Consider the following 22922-nt stretch of genomic DNA (forward strand, 5'->3'; position numbering starts at 1 on the left):
GGGGAGCCTGGGATGTACTATCCCAGGCTCCCCGCCTCTGTATATTCAGTGCCCGGTATTCAGTGCCCGCCTAGATGGCGAGTCACCGGCAGAGCTGGTGGAGGTTAGAGAACCTCAACCACCTCAACGCCCTCATTTTCAAGTTCGGCAACCACGTCGTCGAGCTTGTCCTCGTGCACGGGCGCGGTCAAGTCAAGCAGCACGCGGGTCTCGTAGCCTGCATCGACCGCGTCACGAGCGGTTGCAAACACGCAATAATCGGTGGCGATACCAACAACGTCGACGAACTCGATGCCGCGCTCATCCAGCCACTCCGACAGGGGAGTCTGCGGGCCGTCCTCGGACGCATCCGCACCAGGCTCGTGTTCGCCGGTTGCGACCTCATCCTCGGGAGCGAGAAGACCCTCAAAACCCGAGTACGCTGCCTCGAAGCGGCCCTTACGGAAGTACGCCTCAATGTAGTCGGTGTCCAGGTTCTCGTGAATCTGCGCGCCTTCGCTCTTCGCCACGCAGTGCACCGGCCAGGAGTCAACGTAGTCGGGGGTCTCAGAGAAGTGCGAACCCGGCTCAATGTGCCAGTCCTGGGTGGCGACAATCGCGTCGTAGCGGTGGTGGTTGTTCTCCACGTATTCGCTAATCAGCGCGGCAACGTCCGCACCGCGCTCGGTGGCGAGGGCGCCGCCGGCGCAGAAATCGTTCTGCACGTCAACAATAATCAGTGCCTTAGACATGTCTGTCCTTTACAAGTAGGAATGAGTTTTCACTCTGGTTCGCCAGGTGAAGATTCGCCAGGTGAAAACAGTATCTCAGAAGGGTGGTTTAGATGAACTCGGTCGGAATGATCGGCTCACCCTCCGAGAGGCGGCGGGCAGCTTCGGGAAGCTCAGCCAGGGAGGCAGCGTGGCGGGCGGTCGCGCGGCGCACGCCTTCCTCACCGGTGAAGCCGGGGAGCAGTTCGCCGTTGCGGACGAAGTCCACCATGAGCGGGCGGGTGTCCTCAAGCAGGTTCGGGTCCTCGTGGGTGCCCAGAACCTCGGCGGTCGCGATGCCCATGCCGTTGAGGCGGCGGGCGGCACGCTTGGCGCCACCGATGGATGCCTTGCCAGCGGAAGCCTTGGCGACCGGCTGCATTTCGCCAGCGGAGTTCTCGCGCTCAACAACCTTGTACACCATGGAGGAGGTCGGCGCGCCGGAGCCGGTGACCAGCTTGGTGCCCACGCCGTAGGAGTCCACGGGTGCTGCCGCCAGGGATGCGATGGCGTACTCGTCCAGGTCGCTGGTGACGGTGATCTTGGTGTGGGTGTTGCCGAGCGAGTCGAGCAGTTCACGTACACGTGCCGCGGTGGCGACCAGGTCGCCGGAGTCCAGGCGCACACCGCCGAGCTCTTCACCGGCGAGTTCCACGCCAAGGCGGACCGCATCGTCCACGTTGTAGGTGTCCACGAGCAGGGTGGTGCGGGCGCCGAGGGAGCGCAGCTGCGCCTCGAATGCTTCACGTTCGCTGTCGTGCAGCAGGGTGAAGGCGTGGGCGCTGGTGCCGATGGTGTGCAGGCCGTAGCGCAGGCCAGCCTCCAGGTTGGAGGTGCCCGCGAAGCCGGCAATCACGGCGGCGCGTGCGGCGGAGACGGCGGCGCGTTCGTGGGCGCGGCGCGAACCCATTTCGAGGCAGGGGCGGTTGCCAGCGGCTGCGCTCATGCGGGAGGCGGCGCTCGCCACGGCGGAGTCAAAGTTCAGGATGGACAGCAGGTAGGTTTCGAGGACGCATGCTTCGGCGAAGGTGCCTTCGACCTGCATGACGGGGGAGTGGGGGAAGAACGCTTCGCCTTCTGCGTAGCCGCGGATGTTGCCACTGAAGGTGAAGGATTCGAGGTAGGAGAGGGTTTCTTTGTTGACGATGTTGCGGGAGGAGAGGAAGGAGAGTTCTTCGTCGTTGAAGCGGAAGTTAGCGAGGCCTTCGAGGAATCGGCCGGTGCCTGCGAGGACGCCGTAGCGGCGGCCTGCGGGCAGGCGGCGGGTGAAGACTTCGAAGGTGCACTTACGGTTGGCTGCGCCGGAGGCGAGTGCCGCCTGGAGCATGGTCAGTTCGTAGTGGTCGGTGAGAAGGGAAGTAGTAGCCATGTGTTTATTGTAGTGGGGGATTAGGGTATTTTTCCTCTTGAGTCGGCGTGTCAATCACTACATAAAGTATTCTTGACTCTAAGTGCTGTAGTATGACAAATTACCAGCACTCTGTGCGGGAGCAACGCGGGACAAACACCGCAGCAGCGCAGGACGAACACAGAGGTAACACAGGGGCAACACATACCCGCCCGTATAATCAAAGGGAACCGGCCGCAAAGGAAACCAATGAACACTACCGCCGTGACCCTCTCCACCGGAACCCTCGAGGACACCGACCTCGACACCGCCTTGGAGAACATCCTCGCCACAGACACCCCCTGGAAAGTCATCGTCTGGAACGACCCCGTCAACCTCATGACCTACGTGTCCTATGTCTTCCGCAGTCACTTTGGCTACTCCCGCGCCCGCGCCGAAGAGCTCATGCTGCAGGTGCACAACAACGGCAAGGCAATCGTCTTCACCGGCTCGCGCGAAGACGCCGAAAAACACACCCAGGCAATGCACGCCTGGGGCCTGCTGGCAACCTTCGAGAAAGTAGAAAACTAATGGCGCGCCCCTTCCGACGCACCCCCGGAGGCTACACCGCCTCCTTCGAACCCGCCGAACGCGACCTGATCCGCGAACTCGCCGAAGACGTGCGCGCGCTACTGCGCCCGGCAGATACCACCGCTGACGGCGGCACCGTCGACCCGCTGGAGGCGCTGGTCGGCATCACCGAAAACCCCACCGTCCCCGCCGATAGCGCCGTAGCACGCCTACTACCCGCCGCAAGCAGCGACGACGAGACCGCCACCGAATACCGCCGCTACACCGAACGCGACCTGCGCGAAACCAAACGCGCGAACCTCGCAATGCTCGCCTTCGACATTGAGTCCAGCGACCTGCGCCTGAACGAAGAACACGCCCGCGCTTGGGCTGCTGCGCTCGGCGATATCCGCTTGGTGCTCGCCGACCGCCTCTACATCGTGGACGAAGACACCGCAGAAGATATTGCGGCGTTCACCGACCCTTCCGAGATCGAGACCCAAGAAGAGTACATGGCTGTGGTGTACAACTTTGTCTCCTGGGTTCAGGACTCTCTCATGCTCGCCATGCTCGACGGGCTGGACGACGAAGAAACGACCGGCGGAGTATTTGGCGGGACAAATGGCGGGGCAAACGAGCAAGAATAGAACGAATTTTTCAAATTCCCCCTCAAACTATCGTCATATACAACCACATAATGGTGGTTCTCGACTCATCTAACCGCTCAACGGACTAAAAGGGTAACCTTAGCGAGTTAGCATAGAACGTGGTACCCGACCGATAACGAAGTGTAGGTGACACATGAGCGAAAGCATTGACGCAACCAATCCCTACCGTGCCCGCACCCCCTGGGGTAGCCCCGCGCCCGTAGGCCCCACCGCCGCGGCGCCCATCGGCGTCTTCGACTCCGGTGTGGGTGGACTCACCGTGGCACGCGCCATCATGGACCAGCTGCCTCACGAACGCATCATCTACGTCGGCGACACCGCTCACGGCCCCTACGGCCCCCTCAAAATCGCAGAAGTACGCGCCAATGCACTGCGCATCATGGACGAACTCGTCGACTCCGGCGTGAAAATGCTCGTCATCGCCTGCAACACCGCCTCCGCAGCGGTGCTCCGCGACGCCCGCGAACGCTACACCCGCCAGTACGGCATCCCCGTCATCGAGGTGATTCAGCCCGCCGCCCGCCGCGCGCTCGCCGCAACCCGCAACCGCAAAATCGGCGTGATTGCAACCGAGGCGACCGTCACCTCCCGCGCCTACGAGGACACTTTCGCGATCACCCCGAACCTTGAGGTGCACTCGGTGGCGTGCCCGCGCTTCGTGGAGTTCGTGGAGAAGGGCATTACCTCCGGCCCCGAGCTGCTGGAGACCGCCCGCGAGTACCTGCAGCCGCTCAAGGATGCCGGCGTGGACACCCTCGTGCTCGGCTGTACCCACTACCCGCTGCTGGCCGGCGTGATTTCCTACATTATGGGTGAGGATGTCACCCTGGTTTCCTCCGCGGATGAGACCGCGAAGGACGTGTACCGCGAACTGCTCAACCACGCCATTGAAAGCCCGGTCCCCGAGGAAAACCCGCACCACGAATTCCTCGCCACCGGCGAATCTGAGACGTTCTCGCAGCTGGCGCGCCGCTTCCTCGGCCCCGAGGTCACCAACGTTCGCCACACCAGCTCCGTGGCTGAACGCTACCCGACCGGCTCGCTTGCCGCCATTACCCCCGAGATGCTCGCGGCACACCGCAGCATCACCCTCGACGAATCGGCAGATCCTGCAGAGGCAGCACACACTGTCGCGGGCACCGAATTTTCCGGCACCACCCCTAAGGACGACACCTCATGCGTCTAACCGTTATCGGTTGCACGGGCTCCTTTCCCGGCCCCGTCTCACCGGCTAGTTGCTACATGCTCACCGCCACGGACTTCGCGGGTCGAACCTGGCGCATCATCATGGACATGGGCAACGGCTCCCTCGGCATGCTCCAGCGCCATATCGACCTGAGCGATATCGACGCGATTCTGATTTCGCACCTGCACCCGGACCACTGCATCGACCTGTCCGGTCTGCACGTGGCAGTCAAGTGGGATCCGCGCGGCTGGCCCAAGGGTCGCATTCCGCTGTACGGTCCCGCCGCGATTAACGAGTACCTTTCGGCAACTCACGGCCTGGACCCGGAGCCGGGCATGAGCACCGAGTTTGACTACCACACCTGGACTGAGGGCGAGCCCGTGCAGATTGGTCCCTTCCGCGTGGAGCCGTTCCGCGTGGTTCACCCCTCGAAGGACCCGTACGCGCTGCGCATCACCTGCAACGACCGCGAGGGCCACACCGTGTTCTCGTACTCGGGCGATACCGACCTGTGCGAGGGCCTGGTCAAGGCTGCGCGCGGTGCTGACTTGTTCCTCTGCGAGGCGGCATACCAGGAGGGGCGCGACGACGCCCTGCGCGGTATTCACCTGACCGGCAAGCGCGCCGGCGAAGCCGCCACGGAGGCGGGCGTGCGTAACCTGCTGCTGACCCACCTGCCCGTGTGGAACGACCCGGACATTGCCCGCGCGGAGGCGCGCAGCGCCTTCTCCGGCCCGGTCGGCATTGCCGAAATGGCGGCAAGCTACCGCATCTACCCGCGCCCGACGGAGGCTCACCCGGTCACGTCCACCCTGAACGTGGTGGAGGTGCTTGACCCGCCGCTGAACACCGCGATTGCGCTCCCTAAGCCCGAACTAGATTAGGCGAAGCCCAAGCTGGACTAGACCAAACCCGAGCTAGGCTAAAACAAACTGGACTAGTGCAAACTGCGCTCAGCTCCACCTGCCTTTCGACATAGATTCAACAGACAGACACAGATCCCGCAGACAGATTCAAGGAGAACCCATGACTGCAACCCGCGAAGACGGCCGCGCCCTCAACGAACTGCGCCCCATCACTATTACCCGCGGCTGGTCCCGCAACGCTGAGGGCTCCGCCCTCATCGAGTTCGGCAACACCCGCGTGCTGTGCACCGCATCCTTCACCGAGGGCGTGCCGCGCTGGCTCAAGGGCGAAGGTAAGGGCTGGGTGACCGCCGAGTACGCGATGCTGCCGCGCGCCACGAACACCCGTTCTTCTCGCGAGTCGCTGAAGGGTCGCGTGGGTGGCCGCACCCACGAGATTTCTCGCCTGATTGGTCGCTCCCTGCGTGCGGTCATCAACATGGATGAGCTGGGCGAGAACACCATCGTGCTCGACTGTGACGTTCTGCAGGCTGACGGCGGCACCCGCACCGCTTCTATTACCGGTGCGTACGTGGCGCTGGCTGACGCTATTTCTTGGGCGAAGGAGCAGAAGATTCTGCCCGCTAAGGCGAACCCGCTGATCGATTCGGTGTCCGCAATTTCGGTGGGCATTATTGATGGCACCCCCATGCTGGACCTGCCCTACACCGAGGACGTTCGCGCCGAGACCGACATGAACGTGGTCGTCACCGGCAGCGGCAAGTTCGTTGAGGTTCAGGGCACCGCCGAGGGCGCGCCTTTCGACCGCGATGAGCTCAACAGCCTGCTCGACCTGGCGCTGGAAGGCACCGCAGAGCTGGCTCAGATTCAGCGTGAAGCACTGGCACACTAACCCGTCCCAGTAACTAGTTCCGTCGACAAGGAGAAACTATGGCAGACGCAAAGATTGTTCTGGCAAGCCACAATAAGGGCAAGCTCAAGGAACTGCGCGAAATTCTGCGCGGACGCATTGACGGCCTGGACGTTGATACCCAGGTGGTTGACGCCTCCAGCATGAACGCCCCCGATGTTCCCGAGACCGGCGTGACCTTCGCTGAGAACTCCCTGCTGAAGGCGCGCGCTGTTGCCGAGGCAACCGGCCTGGTCGCTATTGCTGATGATTCCGGCCTGTCGGTGGATGTGCTCAACGGCGCCCCCGGTATTTTCTCGGCGCGCTGGGCGGGTCGCCACGGTGACGATTCCGCGAACCTGAACCTGCTGCTGGCTCAGCTGAGCGATATTTCTGCCGAGCACCGCGGCGCGAAATTCTGCTGCGCGGCCTCGGTTGCCTCCCCGAACGGTTTTGATGCGGTCGAGTACGGCGAGCTGCCCGGTGAGCTGCTGACCGCACCGGCGGGGGAGGGCGGCTTCGGTTACGACCCGATTCTGCGCCCCGTGGAGCTGAACGGTGAGAACGCCCTGTACGAGGGTCAGTACGCTGGCAAGTCTTGCGCTGAGATTCCCGCCGAGATTAAGAACTCGATTAGCCACCGTGCGCGTGCTTTTGAGGCACTGATTCCTCAGATTGCTGCCGCGTTGGTCTCCTAAAACCGCTGTCTAAAACAGTCGCTGAGGCGCCAGAGCTTACTCGGTCTGCTGGTCTCACGGTGCCGGTCTGATGGGTAAAAACGCGGGGGTTGGGTACGATTTTTTCGTGCATCCCCCTAAAATCCCCCACAGGGATACCAATTAAAGGCACAATAGTGTGAGAAGCTTTACCTCAAGGTTAGTGACACCAAAGAAACTCGTCTGCTGAAGGTACCTTCGGCAGGCGAGTTTTGCTATTGAAGAGCCTTTCAGCGGGGCATCTGCCCGACGCTTGCTGTCACCGACCACGGTAGAAAAACCTGCAGCGAAAGAGACACACCGATGCTCATCCTTCTTCTGCTGATGGCACTCGCCCTTGCCGCCGGATGCTGGGCGTACTCCTACGTGTGGCGCGGCCTGAACCGCCGCGTCATTGCCGCCGTGAAGGTGGTCGATCCGATGATTACGCTCGGCCCGTACGTCATGGCGGCGTGGGTGGCGTTCATGGCTCTGATCGCCACGAATATCTGGGCGACCGGAACCCTGCACACTGTGCTGACGATTATTTTCTGCGTGGTTGCCGCAGGGTGCCTCGGCTGGGCTGGATTCTGGCTGCTCATGCACTGCCTGGGCGGCCAAACCCCCGGCAAGCGCCCCATGTGGTGGCGCGAGGCGGTTGCCGCGAAGTTCGCCTGGCGTAACCTCTCGCGCATGCCCGCCTACCTGGGTGCTCGCACCAGCATCCTGCCGGTGGAGAACCCGCACCTGACCAAGCCGTATTCGGGGTCGTGGACTCGCCCGCTCGGTGCGACCATGCCCGGGTACAGCTCCAACGGCGAGTTTATTGAGGGCTTTGACGAGTTCGGCCGCAAGATGCCGCATATCTACCCTGTAGGCCCTGAACCGACTATTTTTGAAATGGCGCGCTGGGGTAAGTCGGTCAGCTCCGATCAGCTGCTGACGACCTTCCTGCCGACGGCGCCGTTTGAGCGTCTGCGTCTGCCCGGCACCATGACGGGCCCCTTCACCTTTGCGGGGGAGGTGCCGCACGGTGCGGTGACGAAGTGGCCTCGCCGCAGCGGTGCGAACCGCGCCTTCGGCTCCTACGCTCGTCTGGGCGAAATCACCGAACGCAAGGTGGAGCTGCTGGTCGACCACCGCATCATTGCAGCGCTGCAGACCACCCGCGAAAGCTACGAACGCCGACACAGCTGGATGCTTGCCTTCACTGATATTGCAGACGGCGACTTCACGATGGACGCCGACGAGAATGGCAACCTGCGCATCACCTTCGGCATGATCACCGAGGGTTACGAGACTCCGTGGGTCTTCACCAGCACCCTGAAAGACAGCCCGCGCCTGCGCCGCAAGGTACGCCACGCCATGAGGGAACGCCGCGTGCTCAAGCAGAGCAGCGGCGAGCTGATGGACTGGTACTTCGTGCCGAAGCTCAGCGAATTCCCGCACGGCCCGGTCACGAATGAGCTTCCCGAAGAGTTCTACTTCAAGTCCAATATCATGGTCACGAACCGTCACGAGAGCTCCTCGCGTGCCTCGGGTGAAGCTCACTAGGGCAGTGCCACTGCTATGAGGCGCCCAGGGCGGACACCTCAGAAGCGACCCCTAAAAATTCAGACATCCACAGATACTCACACGCCGGCTGCTACTCCATAGGGGAGTGGCAGCCGGTGCTTTTCTGCTGTTTCATTCTCTCGGCAGCGTCTAATAACGGTACAGAGAGCCTCATGACGGCGCAGGCAGAAGCGGGCAACAAGCCACGATAGAATAGAAACTTAGAGCACTATGAGCGCAAGCCCGGGGCATTTTTTCTCCCTTCCGCAAGCTTGCCGTGCTGAATACACAGTCATCACTTGCACACAGTCATCACTTGCCGAAAGGATTCCCGTGGCGTCTTCGAACTACACCGCCCGTCACCTCTCCGTGCTGGAAGGTCTGGAAGCTGTACGCAAACGCCCGGGCATGTACATTGGCTCCACCGACTCTCGCGGCCTGATGCACTGCCTCTGGGAGATTATCGACAACTCGGTGGATGAGGCGCTCGCCGGTTTCGGCCAGTCCATCCAGGTCATTCTGTACCGTGACGGTTCGGTTGAGGTGCGTGATGATGGCCGCGGTATCCCCACCGACATTGAGCCGCGCACCGGCCTGTCCGGTGTGGAGGTCGTGTTCACTAAGCTGCACGCCGGCGGTAAGTTTGGCGGCGGCTCCTATAACGCCTCCGGTGGCTTGCACGGTGTGGGCGCTTCCGTGGTGAACGCGCTGTCTTCCCGTCTGGACGTGCAGGTGGACCGTGGCTCGAAGACCTACCAGATGTCCTTCCGCCACGGCATTCCCGGATTCTTCGAGTCCGGCCGCACCCCCAAGCCCGAAGATCCGTTCACTCCCGCAACCGAGGGCACTGACGCCCTGCAGATTGTGGGTCGCGCTAAGCGCGGCGTGACCGGCACCCGTGTGCGCTATTGGGCTGACCCGCAGATTTTCACCCCCGACGCCAAGTTCAGCTACGAGGACTTGGCTGCTCGTGCGCGCCAGACCGCGTTCCTCATTCCGGGTCTGCGTATTTGCATCCGTGATGAGCGCCGACTGCCCGGCACCCCCGGCGAGTTGGAGCCCCACGAGGAAGTTTTCCAGTACGACGGCGGCATTAGCGAGTTCGTCGAGTTTCTGGCGCACGATGAGCGGATTACCGACACCTGGCGTTTTAGCGGCAGCGGTTCTTTCACCGAGACCGTGCCGGTGCTGGGTGAGGATGGCCGCTCGCAGCTGACCGATGTGGAGCGCGATTGTGAAGTGGACGTTGCGCTGCGCTGGGGTATTGGCTATGAGACGACAGTCCGCAGCTTCGTGAATATTATTGCCACCCCCAAGGGCGGTACTCACACGACCGGTTTTGAGCAGGGCCTGCTGCGCGTGATGCGCAAGCACCTTGCCGATAACGCCCGCAAGTACAAGGTGGGTAACGACAAGATCGAGAAGGACGACGTACTCGCCGGCTTGACCGCCGTGCTGACCGTGCGTCTTGCCGAGCCGCAGTTTGAGGGTCAGACCAAGGAGATTCTGGGTACTCCCGCGGTTCGTCAGATCGTGTCGAAGGTCGTGGGTGATGCGCTGAAGGCGCGCCTGGAGTCGACCGCGCGTGCTGAGAAGGCTCAGGCGACCGCTCTGTGCGAGAAGGTCGTCTCTGAGATGAAGACCCGCGTCTCGGCGCGCATCCACAAGGAAACTCAGCGCCGTAAGACCGCGCTGGAGTCTTCGTCCATGCCCACTAAGCTGGTGGATTGCCGTTCGACCAATGTTGAGCATTCTGAGCTGTTCATTGTGGAGGGTGACTCGGCGCTGGGTACTGCGCGTCTGGCGCGTTCTTCCTCGTACCAGGCCCTGCTGCCGATTCGCGGTAAGATCCTGAACACTCAGCGTGCCTCGGTGACCGATGTGCTCGCGAACGCCGAGTGTGCGGCGCTGATTCAGGTGATTGGTGCCGGTTCGGGTCGTACTTTTGACCTGGAGTCTGCTCGCTACGGCAAGGTCATTATGATGACCGATGCGGACGTGGACGGCGCCCACATTCGTACCCTGCTGCTGACCCTGTTCTACCGTTACATGCGTCCGCTGATTGAGGCGGGTCGCGTGTACGCCGCGGTCCCGCCCCTGCACCGCGTGGAGGTGGTGCGCCGCGGCAAGCCGAACGAGATGGTGTACACCTACTCGGAGAAGCAGCTGCACGAGCTTCTGGATTCTTTGCAGGAGCAGGGCGTGTCCTATAAGGAACCCATTCAGCGTTATAAGGGTCTGGGTGAGATGGACGCCGACCAGTTGGCTGAGACCACTATGGATCCGCGTCATCGCATGTTGCGCCGTATTCGCATTGAGGATGCGGAGGCTGCCGAGCGTGCGTTCTCCCTGTTGATGGGTTCTGAGGTGGCTCCCCGTAAGGAGTTCATCATTGCCGGTGCGCATCAGTTGGATACCGAGAACATCGATATGTAACCTGCGGGGGAGTGTGTGACTAGCGTGTCACAATCCAGGAATTTTATGTGAGAATAGTCACGTTGATTCTCTGAAATCCGCGTAAATTCAGCATAAATCATGCAAATTTAAGCCTTAAGTACTACTTGAGGCGCCTGTCATATTCCGAGAATGTGTCATCAAAAATCTGCATAAACTGCATAAAACTGCAAAGTTTTACCGCGGTTCTGAAAGTGCCTCTCAGACCCACACAGCCCCTCCGTGTTCCAACCCTCAAACCACCCCCGCCCCGGGGGATAACGTTCGAGGTACCTTTAGCGAAACGTCAAACAATAAACGTCCATACTATGCACAGCCTACTCACAGCTTCTTAGGAAAACCCTGTACCTTAGAAGCATGAGAGACACTGTGTCAGTAACTCTCGTATGCCCTCCATCGATGGTGGACTACCCGAAATCTGGCACAAACGCACATTAAGTACACACATAGTAAGGACCTATCAATGGATCCCCTTGATTTTGGTAGGTGGCAGTTCGGTATTACCACCGTCTACCACTTCTTCATGGTTCCGCTGACTCTGGGTCTGGGCCTTGTGGTGACCTACCTGTACATTTGCTACGTTCGTACCAAGAAGGACGAATACAAGCGCATGACGAAGTTCTGGGGCAAGCTGTACCTCATTAACTTCGCTATGGGTGTGGCCACCGGTCTGGTTCAGGAATTCCAGTTCGGCATGGCGTGGAGTGAATACTCCCGCTTCGTCGGCGACGTCTTCGGCGCTCCGCTGGCAATGGAAGGCCTCTTCGCCTTCTTCGTTGAGTCGACCTTCCTTGGTCTGTGGATCTTCGGTTGGGACCGCCTCAAGCCCGCAGTCCACGCCTTCTGTCTGTTCATGGCAGTTCTCGGCTCCTGGATTTCTGCATTCTTCATTCTGGTTGCAAACTCCTGGATGCAGCACCCCGTCGGTGCAGAAATGATTGACGGTCGTCCCCGCATGACCGACATTGGCGCAGTGCTGATGAACCCCCTCGCATGGGTGACCTTCTCTCACGTCATCACCGCATCCATCCAGGTTGCCGGTGGCTTCCTGGTCGGTATTGCCTGGTACAAGCTGTGGCGTCGCCGCAAGGACGGCATCGACAAGGTCGTTGACGGCAAGGTCGTCGTTGGTGAGTCCGACAAGGGCGCACGAGACAAGAAGGACTTCCAGGTTTGGATCAAGTCCCTGCGCCTGGGCGCAGTCGTTGGTCTCCTCGCGTTCGCAGGTGTTGGTGCATCCGGCCACCTGCAGGCACAGATGATGATCCACGAGCAGCCCATGAAGATGGCTGCCGCAGAAGCTGCGTGCCACGACGGTACCGCCTTCTCTGTTCTGACCATCGGCGAGCTCGGCGCTCAGAGCTGTGACAAGATCACCCCCATCATCGAGGTCCCCGGCGTGCTGTCCTTCCTGGCACACGACAACTTCGATACCCCGGTGAAGGGTATTCAGACCCTGCTGCCCGAGTACGAAGCTAAGTTCGGCACCAACCTGCCCAACAACCCGCTCTACGGCGAGCGTGCAGGTCAGAAGATTGACTACCTGCCCTCCCTCGAGGTCTCCTACTGGGGCTTCCGCGGCATGATTGGTCTGGGTGCAGTCGTACTGCCCCTCTACCTCTACGCACTGTGGGTAACCCGTAAGAAGGGCGTTGGCACCGTTCCCGAGTCCAAGCTGCTCAAGAACGTTGCTGTCTGGTCCATCATGGCTCCCTTCTTCGCAATCGCACTGGGCTGGATCTTCACCGAAATGGGCCGCCAGCCCTTCGTTGTGGCTCCGAACCTTCAGGGTGATCCCTCGATCCACCTGTTCACCGCAGCAGCTATCTCCCCGGGTGTTTCCGGTGAAGAAATCCTCTTCTCCCTGCTCACCCTGGGCCTGCTCTACGGCGTGCTGATGGTGGTTGAGGTTTACCTGCTCATCAAGTACGTCAAGGCCGGTGTTGTGGCAGCAATGCCCGAGCTGGTTCAGTCGCCCCACGAGGACGAGTCCAACGACAAGTCCAAGCGCGATGTGCTGGAGTTCGCCTACTAGGCGGGTAAGGATTGATTCACCATGAACTTTGATTTCAATATCTTTGCCGGTCAGCCTGGCCTGCCCACCCTCTGGTTTGTCGCCATTGGCGTCTTCCTCATCATGTACATGATTCTCGACGGTTTCGATCTGGGTGTCGGTATGCTGATGGGTTCCAAGTTCACCAAGAACGAAAAGGAACGTCGTCTGCTGCTGAACATCATCGGCCCCGTCTGGGACGGTAACGAGGTGTGGCTTGTGACCGGTGGTGCAGCTCTGTTCGCTGCATTCCCCATCTGGTACGCAGCCCTCTTCTCGGCTCTGTACATCCCCCTGACCCTCGCGCTGGTCTTCCTGATTCTGCGCGTGGTCGCAATTGAATACCGCGGTAAGAAGAACGACGAGAAGTGGATCCGTAACTGGAACATCGCTCTGTCCGTCTCCTCCTTCGGTATTGCACTGCTCGTCGGTGCTCTGCTGGGCCTGACCTCCATGGGTCTGCCCATCAACGACAACGGTGACCGCGTCGGCGGCGCCTTCGCTTGGGTCTCCCTGCCGGTTCTGCTCGGCGGTCTGGGCTTCGTTGGCTTCTCCCTGGTTCAGGGTCTTGCCTTCATCGCTCTGAAGACCGACGGCGATATCCGTGACCGTGCCCGCAACACCCTGGTACGCTGGGCTCCCGTCCTGCTGCTGCCGATCGTTGCATGGGTTCTGGCACTGGACTTCACCACCGGTAACGGTATCTCCTGGCTATGCACCATCCTGGCTGTGGTTGCTGTTCTGATTGCTTGGATCTCCGCAAAGGGTGGCCGTGAGGGTCGCGCTTTCGCAGGTCTGTCCGTGTTCCTCGCATTCGGTGCGCTGGCAATCTTCACCGCAATGTACCCGAACGTTCTGCCCTCCACCCTGGACCCGGCATACTCGCTCACCATTGCGAATGCATCCAGCTCCGAGTACACCCTGGGCGTTATGACCTTTGTGACCTGCCTTGGTCTGCCGGTCGTCTTCGTCTACCAGGCTTGGACCTACTGGGTCTTCCGTAAGCGTCTGCACGTGGATCACATCCCCGAGGCTCACGACGCTACCGAACTGGCTGAACTGCCGACCAAGTAGCATGTAGCTGATTGAAGGATCCCCCGAATTTCTCTTCTGAGAAGTTCGGGGGATTTTTCTATGCCCCCAGAGGACTATTCCTACAGAGGATATTCCCGCAGAGGCTGCAGCTCTCGGCAGGCGAGTGGCGCGCAAAAATTTTTGCTGACCCCCCCGAAATTCGGGCGCGACAGGGAGTAGAACGTGTAATGTGGTGTACAACTCACTCTTATGAAAGGTGTTCAACGATGAAGTCCCGCAACCGCCGCACCGGAACTGCCCCTCGTACCGGCACGCGCCGCCGCCTGCTCGCCACGGGCGCCCTGCTGGCCATCGGCGTGCTCCCGCTGAGCGCATGCTCGCTCTTCAACCCGCCGCTGGAACGCGACGAAAGCGTCCACGCCGTCTTTGATGCGGAACAGGACATCGTGAAGATGCCTCTGGACGATTACCTCTACTACGAGCGCACCAACTACGAGTACACGGCCTTTCAGATTGCCATGAAGCAATGCTTCGCCGAACACGGGCAGAACTACACCATCCAGGCTCCCTATTCTGAAAGCGCACCCCGCGGTGATTTGGGACGAAAGTACGGTCCCTGGAACGTCGAGTACGCCCAGAAGTACGGCTTTCAGAAGCGAGACCCCAACAACGCAGCCGCCCCCATCTCCTATAACTCGGGGGAGAGCATGAGCCCCGAGGACAAGCTTCGCACCGAATGCTACCCCAAGGCCCGCGAGACCCTGGAGGCCGCGGTGCCCGAAGGTAAGAGGCCCGAGAATGAAGGGCAGTCCACATCCAGTCGTATCTCCACCGAGGCGGGCAATGCCGTTTACGGTAGCAAACTGCACCGCGAGCTCGAAGAGAAGTGGAAGCAGTGCGTCTCTGACCGCGGTCTCACCCCGCGCTCGGCAGGCTCCGTTGCGGAGGAAACCCCGCTGGCTGAGCAGCTGAGCAAGAACGACGGATACAACAAGCCCGCCTCCGAAGAAGAGATTCGCATCGCCACCATTCAGGCCGAATGTAACCAGCAGGTCGGCATGAGCAAGCAGCTCTACGACTTGGAAGCCCAGTACCAGATGCCGCTCATCCGTAAGCACCAGTCACAGCTTGAACAGGAACGCCAAGCCGACCGCGACCGCGACGAGAAGTTCAAGCAGTACGTTATGGAGCACCAGTAAACCGGGGCACTAAAAGACAGCGCACCGAAAGACGGCGCTAAGAAATAGGCAGCGCAGAGAAATAGACAGCGCTGACACAGTTCAGAAAGACACCGCCATGACCACTCACACGAAAAACCAAAACAGCGGTCACCGCTTTAGCGAGCGCATCGCCCGACCCCGCGTGCTCCTGCTGCTGGCAATCCTCGCCATCGGCTCGCTCATGCTGTCCTTCTACCTTGGCACCCGCTACGCCGCAACAGGCCCCGACCCGACCGTGCAAGCGAAAACCGTGATCCCGGTCTGGGCGAAGGTCGAAGAACGCACCGTCAGCGAGGGACTCGCCATTGCCGGAACCACCAAGGCCGGGGAGACCGCCCCGATTAGCGCACGCACCAACGGTGAGCCGGTGCTCGTCTACCAGAACCAGAAGCCCGGTAACGTACTCAAAGCTGGTGACTTCATCGGCATTATCGGTGCCGACCCCGTCTTCGTGCTGGAGGGGCCGCTGCCGCTGTACCGCGACCTCAACCTGGGCGATAACGGCGACGACGTGCTCGCCTTCCAGAAGGCACTGAACTCCGCCGGGTACGCCACCGCTCAGAGCGGCACCGTCACCGAAGACACCCTCGACGCCGTCACGCGCCTGCACCGCGCGCACCTGACCGGCGTGCCCAGCGAAGGGGTCACCAGCATTGCCCGCAACAACTACGCGATTCTGCCCGGCGGAAGCCACACCGTCACCGCCGTTGCGGCAGTCGGCCAGCTCATTAACGACGGCAACCCCATCGCGAGTGTAGAAACTAGCGAACCCTACGTGGAATCCAGCGTTGAGCTCTCCGTTGCCAATAAGCTCAAGGCCGGCGACCGCGTTAGCCTGCGCACCTCCACCGGCAGCGTGGAGGGCACCATCACCAGCATTGGTGAGCTGCAGAACGACCCCTCCAAGGGTGCGGCAAAGAGCGTGCGATTCAGCGCCGACGACCCGAGCAAACTCACTCCGGGGCAGAGCGCCTCCATCACCAGTAAGGGCAACACCTCAACCACCCTCGCCGTGCCGACTACCGCGGTGCGTCAGGACTCCCAGGGCACCTACGTGCTCGTTGAAAAGGGCGGAAGCTCCACCTCGACCAGCAAGGATGCGCCCGCCACCGAACGAGTTAACGTTGAGGTTCTGCGCACCGCCGGCGGATACGCCGCAATCAACGCAAACCTCAGCACGGGACAGAAGGTGCTTGTCTCATGAGCCGCCGTAAGATAACCCCAGACACAAGCCCAGGACGTGCGCCTACAATTGCGCCCAACGTAGCGTCCGCCGCTACACCTGCTGCCGGGCTCGGTACCGCGCCCGCTATCGAAATGCACGGCATTACCCGTGTTTTCGAGGGGAGCGAACGAGCAGTCCTCGACCACCTCGACCTGGTGGTCGAACGCGGCGAATTCCTCGCCATTATTGGTCCGTCGGGCTCCGGTAAATCCACCCTGCTCAACGCCATTGGTCTGCTCGACACTCCCACCAGCGGAACCTACAGCCTCTTCGGCAAAAACACGGAAGGACTCAGCGACAGAGAACGCGACGAAATGCGCCGAGATCACCTCGGCTTCATCTTCCAATCCTCAAACATGCTGCTGGACGAAACCAGCACGACCAACGCCTCCATGGGTCTGCGCGTGCAGGGCGTACCCTACAGCGAGCGCCTGCAACGCACCGAAGAAACCCTAGAATTTCTGGGGTTGAGCGACCGCGCCAGCATCCGCACCCGCTACCTCTCCGGCGGCGAGAAGCAGCGCTGCGCCATTGCTCGTGCCCTCGCCACGCGCCCGCCGCTGATTCTTGCCGACGAGCCCACCGGCAACCTGGACAGCCACAATAGCGCCAAGGTCATTGAGATTTTGCAGCGCATTAACGCGACCGGCTGTACCGTGCTGGTTATTACCCACGACCCGGAGGTTGCCGCCGCCGCCCGCCGTGTGATTCGCATTGAGGATGGGCAGTTGCACGAGCAGAGCCGCGCCGATTCCGCTACGGCACCGGTCGCTGAGGCTGTGCCGGTTGCAGGGGACACCCCGGCAGAAGCCACGGTTGGTGCCCCGGTAGATGCTACCACCAGCCTCGCACCGGGGGAGAAGCCCGCTACGCATCGCCGCGGAAGCTTCCTCACCGACGACAGCATCGAGGCGATTTCCGCGCTCACCTCACGACCGCTACGCACCCTGCTACTGGGTCTGTCCTTCGCGCTGGGCGTGGGTGGACTCATCAGCGCCTCCGGCATGAGCGAATCCGCCAGCTACCAGGTGAACCAGCGCCTGCTCGGATCCGAACAATCCACGCTCTACATCAGCGACAGGGACAATGACCAGAACATGCTCGGAACCTACCGGCAGGGCGAATCCGCGCAGAATGTTGCCGACCGCATTAGCGCGCTGGACTACGTGAAGAACACCGGATTCGTCAGCAGCGTGGCACCCGCCGACGTGCGAATCACCCGGTTCAGCCCCTACGAGGACGAACCCAAAACGGCGATTGGTCTCAGCTCCACCTCGAAGACCCGGCTCGAGCAAATCGGTGCCCGCATGAACCCCGAAACCCTGCGTGCGCTCGAACAGATGAACTCGACCCTCACCCAGCAGAACGTTGCTGACCGTGAACGCTCCGAGCAGCTCTCCGGCGCTATTGTGTCGGTCTCCGCTGCCCGCGCCCTCGGCATTATTCCCGAAGATAAGGCTGCAGATAACGCCACAACCGAGCCCAGGCCCGGCGAGCTACCCGCCGTCGACTACGGCATTAAGCTCGGTGGGTTGCCGCAGGTGGCACCCGGTGTGAGCATCTGGGTGGAAGGTCAGCTGATGCCGGTCATCGGCCTCTTCGACCCCGGCAATAGCGGCTACGAATTTAGGAACACGGTCATTGTCTCGCCGGGCACACTTCAGCGCACCGGACGCGGCCAGGTCACATACATTGCCGAAACCGAACGGGGCTACGGCAAAGCGGTCGCCAAGGCAATTCCGCTGACCCTCAAGCCCGCTGAACCCAGCCAGATCAACGTGGAAACCCCCTCCGACCTGCAGAGCCTACGCGCGTCTATCGCCTCGGATCTGGGCCTGTACGTGGGTGTGCTCTCCGGTATTCTGCTGGTGCTCGCCTCCCTCTCGGCGGCAACCGCAATGTATCTGTCCGTGCAATCGCGCACCGCAGAGATTGCGCTGCGCCGCGCCATCGGATCGAGTAAATGGCTGATTGCCCGCATCTTCCTCATGGAGGGCGTCATGCTTGGTGTGCTCGGCGGCTCCATCGGCGCCTGCTCCGGCATGATTGCGACGATTATTCTTTCGCTCGTGCAAGGCTGGCAGGCGGTTCTCTCACCCGGATTCGTGGTGCTCGGCGTGGGCGTTGGCGCCCTTACCGGTCTGGTGTCTTCGGCGTACCCGGCGTGGGTGGCGTCCCGCAAGAGCCCCGCCGACGCGATGCGCGGCTAAAGATAGCGCTGGGTGGGGGGCAACCAAATATCTGAAACCTAACTGGTCAAATAGGTATTAGATAGCCCAGCCCTTAAACTGATAGAAGGTAAAAACAGCAGAAGACTAGGTCAAAGGACAACACGTGAGTCGAACGCACACACCGCGTCATGCTGACAAACATCAGAACACTGAGGCACCAGAGGTGACCGCGGGAAAGCGCAACGACCGCGCTGACCGTCGCCCGCCCCTGGGCCCTGACGCCCGTAAAACCCTCAGCACCTTCGGTGTTATCACCGCTGTGCACACCCTCGCGACGGTACTTTTCAGTGCCGCCTTGGCTGTGATTATTGCCCGTGCGGCACACGCCGGTTTCGCCGCTGTCGCCGCCGAACACGCGCGCCTCAAAGAGACCAGCGCGCCGGATGTGTACCGCGCCTACGTCGAATTCGCTGGCTCCGCGCAGGCACAGCTGGAGGCGCACGGCGGCTGGCTGCTCGGCCTCGGTGGTATCTTCGGTGACGCAGACACCATTACCCCCGGCCTGATTGCGGTCGCCGTGGCTGCCCTGCTCGTCCGCTCGGGTACCGACTACCTGCTGGCTGTGAGCGCGCAGCGTGCCGCCTCCGGAGCGAAGTCTCAGATTCGTTCCGCCCTGCTCAAGCGCGTGCTCGCCACCGGTGGCGCAGACACCCCCGAAGGTACCGGCGCGACCGCTGTGTTGCTGTCCCGCGGCCTGAACGCCCTGGATGACTACTACACGAAGACCCTGACCGCGTTCGTGTCCACCGCGATTGTGCCGTTCATCCTCTGGGTTGTTGTGGCGGCCCTAGACTGGATGAGCGCCATGGTGCTGGCATGCACCTTGCCGCTTATTCCGGTGTTCATGATTCTGATTGGTAAGAACACCCGCGACGAAACCGCAGAAGCTCAGGCTGAACTGCACCGCCTCTCCGACCATATTCTGGAGCTGGTGCGCGGCCTGCCCGTCATTATCGGTCTAGGCCGTGAACGTGCACAGACCCGCTCCATGAACGCCCTCGGTCAGCGTTACCGTGAACGTACCATGCAGACTTTGCGTAGCGCTTTCATGTCTTCGCTTGCGTTGGAGCTCATCACCACCATTTCGGTTGCGCTGATTGCTGTGCTGATTGGTGTGCGCCTGGTCAACGGCACCCTGGGCCTGGACACCGCAATTCTCGTGCTGCTGCTGGCTCCCGAATGCTACCAGCCGCTGCGTGATGTGGGTGCCGCCTACCACCAATCGGAGGACGGCGTTGCCGCTCTGCGTAGCGCCCAGAAGATTATTGATGCGCCCCTGCCCGCCGCCGCTGCGGACTCGGCAGAGCAAAGCGCAGCATCGCAGAAGGCTCAGCCTTCCACCATCGCGGTTGAGGACCTGTCGGTGAGCTACCCGGCGCGTCCTGCCGTGCTGACTAACCTGTCGTTGAACCTGGACCGTCGCGTTGCTACCGCTCAGGGTGTAACTGCCCAGGATGCACGCGGTGCGGTTATCGGCGTGATGGGTGAATCCGGCTGCGGTAAGTCCACCCTGCTGAACGTGTTCTCCGGTGCCGTGCGTGAAGGTCTGGTGCCCACCGGCTCGGAGGAGCCCGTGCACCTGACCGGTAGCGTGACCGGTCTGGGAACCACCCTGGTTATTCCGCAGTCGCCGGTCTTCACCGCGCCGACCGTGCAGACCGAAATGGCGCTCTACGCACTCAGCGCCACCGAGGCGGAGCGTGAGCGTGCAGCCGCTCTGCTCGGCGAAGCGATGGACTCCAAGAAGCTGTCCGTCACCGATGCCGAGTCCGCGCTGCTGGTTGGCCCGCTGGCTCAGCTGGGCATGCAGAAGCTGACCGCCCTTGAACCCGGTGCCCTCAGCGCAGGTCAGGCGCGCCGCCTCGCCGTGGCACGTACCCTGGCTCGTGCCGAGGCTATCTACCGTGCCGGCGGTGAGCAGACCGTGCTGACCGTCCTCGTGGATGAGCCGACCGCGCACCTGGACGCCTACTCGGCATACCTGGTGACCCGCGCCCTGCACCGCCTGGCGGAACTGGGCGCAACCGTGCTGATTGTGACCCACGAGCAGGAGCTCGCCGCCGGATGCGACACCCTCGTTCGTGCCGTGCAGACCGCCCAGGGCTACACCTGGACCGCCGAGGCGAACACCGCCCGCGTTGCGGTTCCCGCGCAAGCCCCCGCGCACCTGCTTAAGGACAAGGAAGAGTACGAGGCTGAAAGCACCGCCCCGGCGGGCGCCTCCGCAGCTGCCGAGGTCAAGGAAGCCGAGCCTGCCGGCCTGTTCGCAAGCCTGCGCACCCTGAAGGAACTGACCGGTATTGGTGTTCGCGCCGCAACCGGCCCGGTGATTATGGCTGCGATTACTTCCCTGATGGCGGCTGCACTGACCGCGCTGTCCGGCTGGCTGATTGTTCGCGCCGCAGAGGGCCCGGCAATGATGTACCTGATGGTCGCCATTGTGGGCGTGCGCTTCTTCGGTCTGGGTCGTGCCTGCGCCCGCTACGCTGAGCGTCTGATGACCCACTCGAAGGTTCTTGCCGCCGCAAATATTCTGCGTCTGCGCGCCTGGGTTGGCGCATGGCAGAGCGTGAGTAGCGTGCGTGCCCTGCTGCGTGGTGACGCGCTGCTCGAACGCCTCGTAGGCGGTATTGACGAGCTGCGTGACGGCGTGCCGCGCGTTATTATTCCGCCGGCCGCGCACCTGCTGGTCATGACCGCGGCGCTGATTACGACCGCGTGCATCCTGCCGCAGGCTCTGATCCCGGTCCTGCTTGCCGTGCTGGTCAGCACTTTTGTGGCTCCGTGGATTGTGCTCCGCGCCGATGCCCGTGCGGAGGCGCTGGCTCGCCGCTCCACCGCGCAGATGCTGCGCCTGGGTACCGGCATGCTCTCGGCAGCCGAGGATCTGCGCGCTAACGGTGTGGCAACCACCGCTGAGAAGGCTAACGGCGCCCTGGACGCCGAGAACCTGTCCGCCCTGCAGAAGGGCTCGACCGCTCAGGGTGTGGGACGTGCCCTCGTGACCCTGAGCTGGTTTGGCGCGGCTCTGGCGAGCGCAATGATTGCGTACCCGCTGGCTGTTGACGGCACCGTGCGTGCCCCCGAAGCGGCGATTGTGGTGCTGCTGTGCACCGGTATGCTGGAAAGCTCCCTGGGCCATGTTGAGGCGGTCCGCTCCTGGCCCGCGTTCAGTCGTCTGCTCGCTACGATTGCCCCGAGCGTGCGCGACGTATCCCTGGAGGGTGTTGTCGCCACCTCGACCCTGAAGCGTTCCGTGCCGACCGAGGCTGAGGTGGACACCCACGTTCTGCCGCGTCGTGTTGAGCGTCTGCGTGCCCGCGCGGAGGCTGAGATGGAGGAGCTGCTGGAGGCTGACCGTCAGCGTGCTCACCGCTTTGACCGCCCCGAATCTGCGGCTGGTTCTAAGAGCGATACCCCGCGCCCGCCGAAGCCCGGCGAGCCCACCCTGGTCAGCTGCGGTACCCCGCAGGAGCTTGGCGTGAAGGTCACCGACCCCGCCCTGAGCCTGCAGGACGCTGCCGCCCGCTGGCCCGGCATGGATCACCCGGTCTTCACCGACCTGAACATGAACGCCCGCGCGGGCTCCTGGACTGCGGTGACCGGCCCCTCCGGTTCCGGTAAGTCTACGGTGCTTGCAACCGTTCTGGGCTTCTTGCCGCTGGAGTCCGGCCGTGTGCTGGCTTCCGGTGAGGTCCTGGAGGGTGAGCAACTGCGCGGCTACGCGGCGTGGTGCCCGCAGGCGGCTCACATTTTTGAGTCGACCCTTGAGGGTAACCTGATGCTGGCTCGTGACCGTTCGGATCGCCCGAGCGAGGAAGAGCTGATTGAGGTTCTGCGCCGTGTGGGTCTGGGCGAGTGGTTTGACGCTCTGCCTCAGGGTCTGCGCACCCCGGTGGGTGCTGGCGGTTCTTTCCTGTCGGGTGGTCAGCGTCAGCGTCTGGCGGTGGCTCGTGCCCTGCTGGTGAATTCGCCGGTGCTGCTGTTGGATGAGCCGACCGCGCACCTGGACGCTGAGTCTGCCCGTGCGCTGATGGCTGACTTGGATGCGGCGACCCGCTCTAGCTCTGTGGCTACGGTTCTGGTGTCGCACCGTCCCGAGGATATTGCCCGCTGTGACGAGGTGGTTCGCCTCTAAACGCAGCTGAGCGTAGCCATCGCGGGCGAGATTGAACGCAAGAAACTGCGAGGAATGCCCCG

At 62.0% G+C, this 22922-nt stretch carries 16 protein-coding genes; 14 read left to right on the forward strand and 2 right to left on the reverse strand.

Going from position 1 to position 22922, the window contains the following annotated elements:
- Nucleotides 1-104 precede the first annotated feature (104 nt).
- Together HMPREF2980_RS03070 and HMPREF2980_RS03075 are read right to left on the reverse strand one after the other, a co-directional pair.
- A complete protein-coding gene (locus HMPREF2980_RS03070) occupies nucleotides 105-731 on the reverse strand; it encodes an isochorismatase family protein (RefSeq protein WP_070690107.1) in 627 nt (208 codons plus the stop codon).
- Nucleotides 732-819: 88 nt separating this feature from the next.
- A complete protein-coding gene (locus HMPREF2980_RS03075) occupies nucleotides 820-2118 on the reverse strand; it encodes a nicotinate phosphoribosyltransferase (RefSeq protein WP_070690110.1) in 1299 nt (432 codons plus the stop codon).
- Nucleotides 2119-2346: 228 nt separating this feature from the next.
- Between HMPREF2980_RS03075 and clpS the strand changes: the two genes are divergently transcribed.
- The 14 genes from clpS (at nucleotide 2347) to HMPREF2980_RS03145 (ending at nucleotide 22860) form a co-directional block, all read left to right on the forward strand.
- Entirely contained in the window at nucleotides 2347-2667 is a 321-nt protein-coding gene (gene clpS / locus HMPREF2980_RS03080; protein WP_005507825.1) for an ATP-dependent Clp protease adapter ClpS, read from the forward strand.
- The gene (locus tag HMPREF2980_RS03085; RefSeq protein WP_070690111.1) at nucleotides 2667-3293 is read left to right on the forward strand and encodes a DUF2017 domain-containing protein; all 627 of its coding nucleotides are present in this window, start codon (nucleotides 2667-2669) and stop codon (nucleotides 3291-3293) included. The genes clpS and HMPREF2980_RS03085 overlap by 1 nt, the downstream gene beginning before the upstream one ends.
- 154 nt (nucleotides 3294-3447) lie before the next feature.
- On the forward strand, nucleotides 3448-4500 hold the full coding sequence (gene murI / locus HMPREF2980_RS03090; RefSeq protein ID WP_070690113.1) for a glutamate racemase: 1053 nt from the start codon (nucleotides 3448-3450) through the stop codon (nucleotides 4498-4500).
- On the forward strand, nucleotides 4491-5384 hold the full coding sequence (locus HMPREF2980_RS03095; protein ID WP_049350312.1) for an MBL fold metallo-hydrolase: 894 nt from the start codon (nucleotides 4491-4493) through the stop codon (nucleotides 5382-5384). The genes murI and HMPREF2980_RS03095 overlap by 10 nt, the downstream gene beginning before the upstream one ends.
- Nucleotides 5385-5526: 142 nt before the next feature.
- Nucleotides 5527-6258 (forward strand): ribonuclease PH, encoded by a 732-nt coding sequence (gene rph, locus HMPREF2980_RS03100; RefSeq protein ID WP_005506419.1) that lies wholly within the window; start codon nucleotides 5527-5529, stop codon nucleotides 6256-6258.
- A gap of 38 nt (nucleotides 6259-6296) precedes the next feature.
- Entirely contained in the window at nucleotides 6297-6953 is a 657-nt protein-coding gene (locus HMPREF2980_RS03105) for a non-canonical purine NTP pyrophosphatase (RefSeq protein ID WP_070690115.1), read from the forward strand.
- Nucleotides 6954-7274: 321 nt separating this feature from the next.
- Nucleotides 7275-8504 (forward strand): RDD family protein, encoded by a 1230-nt coding sequence (locus tag HMPREF2980_RS03110; RefSeq protein ID WP_049350310.1) that lies wholly within the window; start codon nucleotides 7275-7277, stop codon nucleotides 8502-8504.
- A 333-nt stretch (nucleotides 8505-8837) separates the two neighbouring features.
- Nucleotides 8838-10940, forward strand: a complete 2103-nt coding sequence (locus HMPREF2980_RS03115; RefSeq protein WP_070690117.1) for a DNA gyrase/topoisomerase IV subunit B — start codon at nucleotides 8838-8840, stop codon at nucleotides 10938-10940.
- 481 nt (nucleotides 10941-11421) lie between these two features.
- Nucleotides 11422-12993 (forward strand): cytochrome ubiquinol oxidase subunit I, encoded by a 1572-nt coding sequence (locus tag HMPREF2980_RS03120; protein ID WP_070678120.1) that lies wholly within the window; start codon nucleotides 11422-11424, stop codon nucleotides 12991-12993.
- 21 nt (nucleotides 12994-13014) lie between these two features.
- Nucleotides 13015-14085, forward strand: coding sequence for a cytochrome d ubiquinol oxidase subunit II (gene cydB / locus HMPREF2980_RS03125; protein WP_070690118.1), 1071 nt, complete (start codon nucleotides 13015-13017; stop codon nucleotides 14083-14085).
- A gap of 227 nt (nucleotides 14086-14312) precedes the next feature.
- Entirely contained in the window at nucleotides 14313-15245 is a 933-nt protein-coding gene (locus HMPREF2980_RS03130) for a multidrug transporter (protein ID WP_083313496.1), read from the forward strand.
- Between the two features lie 97 nt (nucleotides 15246-15342).
- On the forward strand, nucleotides 15343-16470 hold the full coding sequence (locus tag HMPREF2980_RS03135) for an efflux RND transporter periplasmic adaptor subunit (RefSeq protein ID WP_070690121.1): 1128 nt from the start codon (nucleotides 15343-15345) through the stop codon (nucleotides 16468-16470).
- The gene (locus HMPREF2980_RS03140; protein WP_070690123.1) at nucleotides 16467-18701 is read left to right on the forward strand and encodes an ABC transporter ATP-binding protein/permease; all 2235 of its coding nucleotides are present in this window, start codon (nucleotides 16467-16469) and stop codon (nucleotides 18699-18701) included. The genes HMPREF2980_RS03135 and HMPREF2980_RS03140 overlap by 4 nt, the downstream gene beginning before the upstream one ends.
- Nucleotides 18702-18885: 184 nt before the next feature.
- Complete coding sequence (locus tag HMPREF2980_RS03145; protein ID WP_246823647.1) at nucleotides 18886-22860, forward strand: thiol reductant ABC exporter subunit CydD/CydC; 3975 nt, start codon at nucleotides 18886-18888, stop codon at nucleotides 22858-22860.
- The last annotated feature ends 62 nt before the right edge of the window (nucleotides 22861-22922 follow it).

The organism is Rothia sp. HMSC076D04 (genome assembly GCF_001814645.1).
Taxonomy (GTDB): Bacteria; Actinomycetota; Actinomycetes; order Actinomycetales; family Micrococcaceae; genus Rothia; species Rothia mucilaginosa.